The 9,192-nt window shown below is 55.2% G+C and carries 9 protein-coding genes; 2 read left to right on the forward strand and 7 right to left on the reverse strand.

What is annotated here, in order from left to right; genetic code table 11:
• From KGA83_RS22995 to KGA83_RS23005, 3 genes are all read right to left on the reverse strand, one after another.
• Complete coding sequence (locus KGA83_RS22995; RefSeq protein ID WP_223531000.1) at positions 1 to 1,056, reverse strand: alpha/beta hydrolase; 1,056 nt, start codon at positions 1,054 to 1,056, stop codon at positions 1 to 3.
• Positions 1,057 to 1,116: 60 nt separating this feature from the next.
• Positions 1,117 to 2,211, reverse strand: a complete 1,095-nt coding sequence (locus tag KGA83_RS23000) for an alpha/beta hydrolase (RefSeq protein WP_223531001.1) — start codon at positions 2,209 to 2,211, stop codon at positions 1,117 to 1,119.
• 406 nt (positions 2,212 to 2,617) lie between these two features.
• Positions 2,618 to 3,433 (reverse strand): transporter, encoded by an 816-nt coding sequence (locus KGA83_RS23005; protein ID WP_223531002.1) that lies wholly within the window; start codon positions 3,431 to 3,433, stop codon positions 2,618 to 2,620.
• A 236-nt stretch (positions 3,434 to 3,669) separates the two neighbouring features.
• Here KGA83_RS23005 and KGA83_RS23010 point away from each other — a divergent pair, with 236 nt between their 5' ends.
• Both KGA83_RS23010 and KGA83_RS23015 read left to right on the forward strand, forming a co-directional pair.
• Positions 3,670 to 5,142 (forward strand): DUF1254 domain-containing protein, encoded by a 1,473-nt coding sequence (locus tag KGA83_RS23010; protein WP_223531003.1) that lies wholly within the window; start codon positions 3,670 to 3,672, stop codon positions 5,140 to 5,142.
• A 28-nt stretch (positions 5,143 to 5,170) separates the two neighbouring features.
• On the forward strand, positions 5,171 to 6,655 hold the full coding sequence (locus tag KGA83_RS23015; protein ID WP_223531004.1) for a DUF1254 domain-containing protein: 1,485 nt from the start codon (positions 5,171 to 5,173) through the stop codon (positions 6,653 to 6,655).
• A gap of 644 nt (positions 6,656 to 7,299) precedes the next feature.
• Here the strand turns inward: KGA83_RS23015 and KGA83_RS23020 are convergent.
• From KGA83_RS23020 to KGA83_RS23035, 4 genes are all read right to left on the reverse strand, one after another.
• Positions 7,300 to 7,503, reverse strand: a complete 204-nt coding sequence (locus KGA83_RS23020; protein WP_043302433.1) for a hypothetical protein — start codon at positions 7,501 to 7,503, stop codon at positions 7,300 to 7,302.
• 68 nt (positions 7,504 to 7,571) lie between these two features.
• Positions 7,572 to 7,796 carry a hypothetical protein gene (locus KGA83_RS23025; RefSeq protein ID WP_008019294.1) on the reverse strand — a complete coding sequence of 75 codons (225 nt, stop codon included), beginning with the start codon at positions 7,794 to 7,796 and terminating at the stop codon, positions 7,572 to 7,574.
• A gap of 28 nt (positions 7,797 to 7,824) precedes the next feature.
• Positions 7,825 to 8,076, reverse strand: a complete 252-nt coding sequence (locus KGA83_RS23030) for a hypothetical protein (RefSeq protein WP_043302427.1) — start codon at positions 8,074 to 8,076, stop codon at positions 7,825 to 7,827.
• 167 nt (positions 8,077 to 8,243) lie between these two features.
• Complete coding sequence (locus KGA83_RS23035; protein ID WP_223531005.1) at positions 8,244 to 8,819, reverse strand: hypothetical protein; 576 nt, start codon at positions 8,817 to 8,819, stop codon at positions 8,244 to 8,246.
• Positions 8,820 to 9,192 lie beyond the last annotated feature (373 nt).

Genomic DNA, 9,192 nt, shown 5'->3' on the forward strand with positions numbered 1-9,192 from the left:
TCAGAGCGTTCTGGCGTAAAACGCGGTCAACTCGCCCATGGCAACGTCCACATACGCAGGCACCCAGTAGGTGTCGATATGGGTCGCGCCATCGATGGTGAACAGTTTTTTGTCCTGGGTACCGGTGGCCTTGGCAAAGGCTTGTTGCGACATGTACAGGCTGTCGGCCTTGCTGCCCGCGATCATCAGCAACGGCTTGTCGATCAGCTCAAGCTGATCCGTGGCATCGAAGCTCATCAGGTCCATCAGGCTGCTCTGGGTGTAACGGAAAGTCGAGTTGGGATGAGCGTGGGTCTTGCCGTAGTACTCGAAGCCCTGTCGATACAGATCAAACGGCAGCCTGGCGATCTGCTCATCAGTCAGCTTGGCATCACCGACGTAGAGAACTTCCCCACCCGCCGCTTCCTGGGCACGGGCCGTCGACGCCTGCTGCAAGCGTTCCTGAATCGTCGACAGCTGCGAATCCTGGTAGCCATTACGGCGAACCAGTCCGGAGTTGAACATACTCAAGGTCGCAATCGACTGGAAGCGCTTGTCGGATTGCGCCGCCGCCAATGAATAGCCGCCACCGCCGCAGATACCGAGCAAGCCCAGACGCTTGCTGTCGACGCCGGGAAAGCCGGCGATGAAATCCGCCATGCCATGGATGTCTTCGATGCGATGCACCGGTTTGTCCACATTGCGCGGTTCACCACCACTGGCCCCTTGATACGCCGCATCCGCCGTGATCGTGATGTAGCCCTGATCCGCCAGCCGCTGGGCATACAGGCCCGCGACCTGCTCCTTCACCCCACCATTGGGGTGCGCCACGACGACGACCGGGTATTTTTTCGCCGCATCATAGTTCGCCGGGGTGTAAACGTTGGCGGCAATATCCAGGCCATCCAGTTTGTAGGTGACCGGATGGATGTTGACCTTACCCGGTTCGTTCCTGGTCAGGGCTCCACCGTAGGTTAACGTGAATGGATTCTGCTTGTAGTCCGCAGCCTCGGCTTCGACGCCCGACATCCCGATAATGGCAGCCATCAATGTAGCCTTCAGCGTGGTTCGCATCATAGGAATACTCCTGACATTTCAAGTTTGTGAGAGGGGTGGCCGATATCGCCAGGCTCTTGGTCAATCCAGATTTTTTTCAGCGAGAAACTGCGAAACCAGATCAGCGATCTCGACGTTATTCATGTCCGAAAAAGGAAAGTGGCTATTGCCCTTGATACCGATCTTTGGCAAGTGAACGAGCCTGACGTCACCGCCATGGCGATTCACCGTATCGCGCCACAGGCGCGCCATCTCGAGCCGCGCGCGCCAACTGTCCTGGGCCGGCAACCGAACCGGTTGGTCGGGGATGTTGTCGCCGTAGAAAATAACGACGGGGATTTGGGTCAGCGCTTTGAACTGTTCCGCCGATACGGCCTGACCCGTAAGCGTGTCGAACGCGCTGGGAATCGGTGCGGGCACCTCCCCCTCTGGAAACACGAAGCTGCTGCCCGGTTCGAACGCCACGATGGCCCGCACATTCGGGCATTTGATCGCCGTCAGCCAACCGGGGCCGCCACCCTGAGAATGTGTGAACAAGATGGCCGGTCCGGTCTTTTCCAACAGAGCGCAAACGCCATTAGATACGACCTCTATGTCGTAAGGCCCGGTATTGGGCGTCATCGACCGAAAGAACTGCTCCAGTGCCGCCTGCCCACGAGGAAACTGGCTGCCCTTGAAGCTTTCGGGCCACAGGCCGATGCGGAATTGGTTGAACCACAGCTGCTCGTCCGGCACAGGTTTGATTGTCGTTTCAACCAGGCTGCGTCCCGCATCGCCACGGCGCGGCTGGTCGATCAGGTATGTGGAGAATCCTCGCCGCAGGAAAATGTTCTGGAACCCTTCACGGCCGTCGGCCGTTGTCTCCCAGGACTTCGCGGACTGTCCCGCGCCATGCAGCATGAGAATCGGCAGCGGACGAGCGTCGATGGGTACCTGATAAAACGCATACACATGGTCGCCGTGATAGGTCTGGCCATCGGGCATCATCGGTTTGTAGGGGTCGAAGGTTCCCCGTTGGGTGATCAATCCACCGCCGGCAACGAGGCTGCCCTGATCCTTGACGACCAGTGGGGCGTGATCGTCAGCGCTGACAAACGCACTGGCGCCTAGTGCGAAACAAAGACTGCCGGCCTTTGCAGCGGCGGGCATGTTTTGGCGGATGAAGCTTTGAATCATGGCTTGCTCTCGATTTGATTTCGCCGAGAAGCAAATTACCTTTCAACGATTAATCGATAAACCGCGCCAATCACATAGCACTAATACCAAATTCACATAAGTTCGATGAGTAAAACGAAAAGATTGCCACTTGCAGAAATGGCAGCGTTGAGTCCACTGATGCCCTTCGCTACAGGCAGAAATCGGCCGATTCTGTTGAAAAAGTCGATCCGCCCAAACTGCCCGCATATTGACCGGTGAAATCGCATTTTTTGCACGCTGCTACGTGAAATCTGAGCCCGGAAGCCTCTGCGAAGATTCAGGATTTCAATCTCAGACGCTTACTTTTCTGCCATCGAAATCAAGGCCGACTTTTTCAACAGAATCGGCCAAAAGCAGCCGCTTAAAAACTGCTTAAGCATGGCAATTACTTGGGAAACAATAGCGTATACGCCACCCGAAACCCCCAGCCCTCAGCGCCATTTTCTGGGCTGTCGACCCAATAGCGCGGCCCCATTTGCAGACTCATGGGTTGGTGACCCACCTTGAACAACTGGGTTACGAATAGGTTGATCGGTACCGACCATTCCTTGGTCTGCCAGTCGTAGGTGGACTCGGTATTGATACCGAAGGTGGTGTAGGTATGGGTGGTGTAGCTGAAGAAGGGTTGCAGGAAAGTCTGGTTAACCTTGTCCTTGTCATCCGGTGGGCTGTTTTCCAGCGACCAGATATGATTTGCCAGAATGCCACGGGTCCAGCCATTGCTTTGCTTGAGGGCCACCACCGTCGGCCCCAGCCCCCATTGATCATTGCTTAAAAGGTCGTTGCTGCCGGTGGGCACCAATATGGCCGGGCCCGCTCCCCAGATCCAACCGCTTTCAGTCGGCCGTTTGGGTGAAAAAAAGAAACTCTGCGTGGTATCGCCCGTGCCCGATTTGTCTGCAAGGCCGTTAGGGGCCAGGCCGTGCTGATCGATAATTGGCAAGATTGTACGGGAAATCAGGTTCCAGTCTTCATTAAGCGAAAATGGCAGCACCGGCTGAATATTGGTGACGGTCTGTATGCCGTTATTAGTGGGGCCGAGCTTCTGGTTCCAGTTGTATTGAATCGGCAGACTGTACAGCGCAGCAACCGGGTTCAAGGATTGTTTGGCCAGTTCTGCCTGACTATCAGCGGCAAGACCAATTTCGGGCCAGACCACCGCCAGAGTAATAAAAGGAACTAACTGAAAACCTTTGTTCATTGTCAGTTCCTCTCTCGGAAATTGAGGTTCGGAGTACCGCGCTGCGGTTACGGGGCTGAAGGTGAACGAGGTGCAATTGATCTTAGATCAAATTACTGAACTATGTTCGACAGTGCTCTTAGATCAATACATAAAGTTAACTATTCAAAAAGCTTATATTTGCTACCCGTTATCTAAGGGGCAGAGGACTAAGCTAAATGCTTGCAGACTTCGCTTATCCTCCAAGAGGATTCCCCATGGACCATGGCAAGAAGCAATTCACGATCAATGCCTGCGTGATCGGTGTCGCCCTCGCGATGCTGGCGGGAATCTCACAAGCCCAGCAGTACCCAATCCCCACGACCGTCGCCGAAGTCCCCGGCCCTACTTCGGGCAATACGATGACCAAGGACTATGTCCAGATGATTGGCCGAATGGCCTACTTCTGGGGCTGGCCGCTGGTCGCCAACGCCAACCGTGCCGTGGCCTTCTCCAAGGTTCCCCAACCTGGGTTGGTCGGTGGCGTCGTGCCGATCGCCTATGGTGGGATCGCCATGCTGACCGACTACGTCACTGCGGACCAGCGCGTCATTGCCTGTTCGAACCAAGACGTCGTATACGGCCCCGGTTTCCTGCCACTGGACAAGGAACCGTTTGTCTTCCAGGTGCCGGACTTCGGCAAACGCTTCTGGGTCTATGCACTGTATGACGCACGCACCGACGAGTTTTCCGAGATCGGCCAAGCCTATGGCACCAAACCGGGCTTCTACCTGGTTGTCGGCCCAGGCTGGAAAGGCGAAGCGCCGGCAGGCATCACCGCGGTAGTGCGATCGTCCACGGCGCTGGCGTTTGCCATACCGCGCATCTTCATGGACGACACGGCTGAGGATCGTAAGGCCATCCAACCCGTGCTGAGCCAGATCAACTTCTACCCTCTGTCGAAGTTCGACGGGAAGATGAAGACCACGGACTGGAGCAAACTCCCCCACTACCCCGCGCCGAAGTCCACCGGCCCCGGTGAGACCAAGTGGGTGAACCCGGAAACCTACTTCAATGAATTGCCATCGGTGATGAAGCAGGTGCCGCCGTTACCAGGCGAGGAGTCGCTCTACAGGTGGATCACCAGCGTACTGGAGGCCGCCGAGAAGGACCCGGCACTCATGCAGACGCTCAAGGAGACCGCCGTTGCTGCGGACAATGAAATGCTGCCGGCATTGCACCAGTGGCGCCACAACGGCCGCGCAGCCGGCAACGGCTGGAACTCGCCGGTGAACAATGCACAGTGGGGCACCGACTACCTCAACCGCACTGCCATCGCCACGTCGAACATCTACGAGAACCGCCCGGAGGAGACGAAGTACCTCTACACAGATAACGACCTCCAGGGCCAGCAACTCAATGGACAGAACAGCTATGCGATTACTTTTCCCAAGGGACAAACGCCACCGGTCAAAGGGTTCTGGTCGGTGACCTTGTATAACGCCGAGCACTTCTATCAAGACAACCCGCTCAAGCGGTATTCACTGGGAACCAAGAACAAGAACCTGAAGCTCAACGCAGACGGTTCACTGACGCTGTATGCCGGCGCCAAATCGCCAGGCGGCGACAAGGAAAACAACTGGCTACCCGCTCCTGTTGGAACGTTCTCGCTGTATCTCCGCGCCTACTGGCCGGAGCAAGCAATCCTCGACGGCACGTGGCAGCCACCGAAGATCGAGAAAATGAAATGAACCAACCAATCCGAGTAAAGGTGTGGCCATGAAAACTGCAACCAAATGCCCCTTCATCGCCGCCGCACTGGTTGTCGCGCTGGCATTCGCCGCCGGTGCGCAGGCACAGGAAGCCATGTCACCACTCGTGAAACAAATGTACAACGGCGGCTGGCCGGACAAGACAGCCGTCGAGCAATTGAACAAGGATCGCCTCTACTATGACGCCATCCAGGCGTACAGGCTGACCCTGCCTGCCCTGAACACCATCGGCATGCGCGACGGCTCCGAGGCTAAGTTTGGCAATGGCTACAATGTGCTGCCGATCTGGAAGGACCGGATGAACGCCAAGACTTTGGTGCCCACACCAAACTGCGACGTGATCTATTCGATGAGTTACCTCGATCTCAAGGAGACCGGGCCGCTCGTCGTTCATGCTCCCCCGCACGTCATTGGCATGTTCACTGACTTCCTCCAGCGCACGATCACCGATGTTGGAGCGCTCGGACCGGATCGCAACCGCGGTGGGCTCTATTTGCTGCTACCACCGGATTACCAGGGGCATGTCCCGGCGGGCTACTTCGTCTTCAAATCCTCAACCTACAACGTCTTCCTCTTCTTCCGCACCGTAATGAAGCCGGGCGCAAACGGTCCTGATCCCACGGAGGCAGTGGCGGATGCCGAGACGACACGCGTCTACCCGTTGAACCTCGTTGAGAAAGAGCGCAAGCCCATGAAGTTTCCCAACGGCTCCAACGTCCCCGTGAACATGATGTATCCCACTGATTTCTCCTATTGGGAGAAACTCAAGGCGTTCGTGGACTATGAACCGGTAGAGGCGATTGCGCCTGAAGTACGCGGCATCCTCGCGTCGGTCGGAATCATCAAGGGCGTGCCCTTCAACCCGGATGTCGCCACGAAGGAGGCGCTGAGCAAGGCCGTAGAGACCGCCCCGAAAATGATTTACGCATGGCGTCTCGCTGGCCGGGCCGACGGCAGGGACCGCTACTATACCGACCGACAGTACATCTCCGCATGGGCCGGCACAGACGCCGATTGGTTCCAGGCCAGCTACCTGGACATCAACCAGCGCGCATCGTTCTTCCAGGTTGCCTACTCCTCTGCGCCGGCGATGGTGATGGACACGATCAACGCAGGCTCGAAATATCCCAGCACGATGCGGGATAAGGACGGTGACCTGCTCGATGGCAGCAAGTCCTACAAACTGCATCTTCCGGCGGGCATACCGGCGAAAGCTTTCTGGGCAATAACCATCTATAACCCGGCCGACGGCACGATGCCGGAAACCAGCCAAGCGTTCCCGTCGCGCAACCAGATGGACAAGGTGCCGCCGAACGCGGACGGCTCGATTGACCTCTATTTCAGCCCGAACAAGATAGAAGGCGTGGACGAGAAGAACTGGATTCAGACGCTGGACAGTCGCGCCTTCCTTGTCACCATCCGCCTCTACGGGACCGGCACCGGATTCTACGACCAGACGTGGAAGCCGGATGACGTAGTAAAGCTGAAGTGATTAACGGGGGGAATGATTCGCATAAGCGGACACCATCACTCTAAGGATTGGTATCGGGAAGGTGTTCTGCAGGGACGGTTACGCAGTACGAAGGGCTGCTTTGGGTCGTTCTCTGCCGATCATGGTTACAAAGCGTGCTGGTCAAATCCGATGCAATCGGTGGTCAGAACGAATGCAAATGACTGGTCAGGTCGAATGCAAGCGGGTGGTCAAGTGGAGTGCAATTTCGCAGTCATCTGGCATGGTCGCTTCTCCAGTTCTTGTAGAAATCGTGGCAGCGACCAAAAAAATGGCCCGCATGCGGGCGGGCCAAATGGGAATTCTTCAAAGGAACAGGGTTAATCTGCGCTCCACCATGTGAGCGATTGGTGAAAAGCATGTCGCAGAAACGAAAAAGCCCGGCACATTAGCCGGGCTCTCTGTAGATGGGCCAAATCCCTTTGGCTGACTGCATTGTGCTTGGAAGGTGTGACGAAGGCATGACAGGGGCAGATACGAGAAGCCCGGCTCTGGACCGGGCATTTGAGTTACATCGGTACGACCGCCAAGCCGCTACAACATCTCGCCGTCATACCACGCGCCTACTCCGCCTTCCCCCGCACACTTCTTCTCGCCTTCATAACCCGCCAGCTAGTTTGTGCCGTTCAATGGAGAACCCTGCGACTCTCTCCAATCCTGATCCGATCAAGCGCCCGGTTTAATGCGTCCAAGGCATCGAGGAGAGCTTTCGCCTCGGCTTCCCGGCCATCCCCCCATAGGCGTTCAGCCATTTTGTTCAGGGCTTGGATAGAACGCTCAATTTCAGCAGCAGTCACTGCTGCTTTACTGTCCGTCAGCTTCTTCTTCATTGAGTAACCGTTTACAGGGCATTGCTTGTATTTCAAATCTAGCGCGAATACGCTCGCCAGACGCATGGCTATTCAGCCTTCCGGACAATCCTTCCCGCCTTCACCTCATCTGTGTAAGCAGTCAGCCGATCAGCTTGCTCATGCAGCTTTTCGATCGTCTCCATTGCCTCCAGAAGCTCTGTATCCCCGCGCTGTTTTGCAAGCCTGAACATTTCCAGGGCAGCTTCTTCGAGGGAATATGCAGCGGCTTTCAAGTCGCGGCGTAACTCTTGATTGGGTTTGTTAAGTGCCATGACAACCTCCTGCCAATCCCTTCCGCGATCATTGGCAGTGGTCTGCCTTCGCCGGCCGGACTACCTGACCTGCACCGATTTCTTTAATCCAGCCATCTAACCGATTCTCACCTTGCTGGAAGATTGTGATCATCCTTCGAAGCGCCTCAGCGTCTGGTCCATTACCTGCGTGGCTTAGCCGCTCGGCAATCCGAACTAACTCCACGGCCGACCACTTCAGATCAGAGGCGACACCCTGCAGATCGCGCTTCAGGTCCTGCACTGGTTTGTTGAGCCCCATCATCACCCCTTACAAGTCCCCATAACACTAATCCGATATTCAGCTGCGAAATTGCATCGGATTTGACCAGCACGCTTTGTAACCATGATCGGCAGAGAACGGCCAAAAGCAGCCGGTTACGATCGGCTGCAAACGGCCAGCAACTCGCTATTTGACCATGACAGAGTTCAACTACGCGTTGACGACCTCCGACCGAGAACATTAGAAACCTCAAATAAAACCAGCACCCAAAGCACCATAGAGATCAAAAAATACCCAACGCTCGCCCCGATTATCAACAATCTACTTTCCCACATTGCCTTAAACACATGATATGAGAAGTGCAAATCACTATTTGGCAGCGCTTGAAAAATTGGCAATAACAAGAATACTAATATGAACCCAACAGTCAGAACTCTTGATAAATAGCTTTTTCTCTCAACAGCCTGAAAAGCATGCATATGAAGACGAGTCAACGACGTCACAATGGCAGCAACCCAAGACAGAATAACCGCCAAATAAAAACTAACCATTACTACCAATCTATAACTTGATCCTTCACTAAAATTTCCCATATCCTTGTATCCAACCAAGATCATCTGCTGGACCAGCAACCACCCTCCTCCCTCAGCTGTATCGGGTACAATGGCGCTGACTGCTACCAGTAAAAGGATAAGCAACACAATCACCAGCTTCGTCTGCCCTATACTGAAAACTGGAAAAAAAATACTTGCCCTGCTGCGCCCATAGCCGTCATCGGACATAACCTAACCTCAGTTGGTACCTGTGTGTTGTGATCGAGATATCAGGTGCTAATGCGAGCGTAGACAAGAAGATTCCGGCAAGTTAAAAACGCTTAGATCAAAATGCTATCACTCATGTCGGGACGAAGAACTGTTGCTGGCAAAATTGTAAGGGTCATGAGTTGCACCATTGGGTGAATCGAGAGTTCGCATCGCAAATAAGCGAGCAACCTTGCAAGAGAGACTCTACGAATGACCGCTTCGGGTCGATTCTGTTGAAAAAGTAGCTCCCCTGTCTGGCCTGCGGCAAAATCTCTGCATTGGCCAGCAGGGAAGCACGCAGCATGATGGGACAGTTATCGAGTGGGCAGGAGCGGCTGTTTTACTCGTTCAA

The organism is Pseudomonas sp. GL-R-19, assembly GCF_019956375.1.
Lineage (GTDB): Bacteria > Pseudomonadota > Gammaproteobacteria > Pseudomonadales > Pseudomonadaceae > Aquipseudomonas.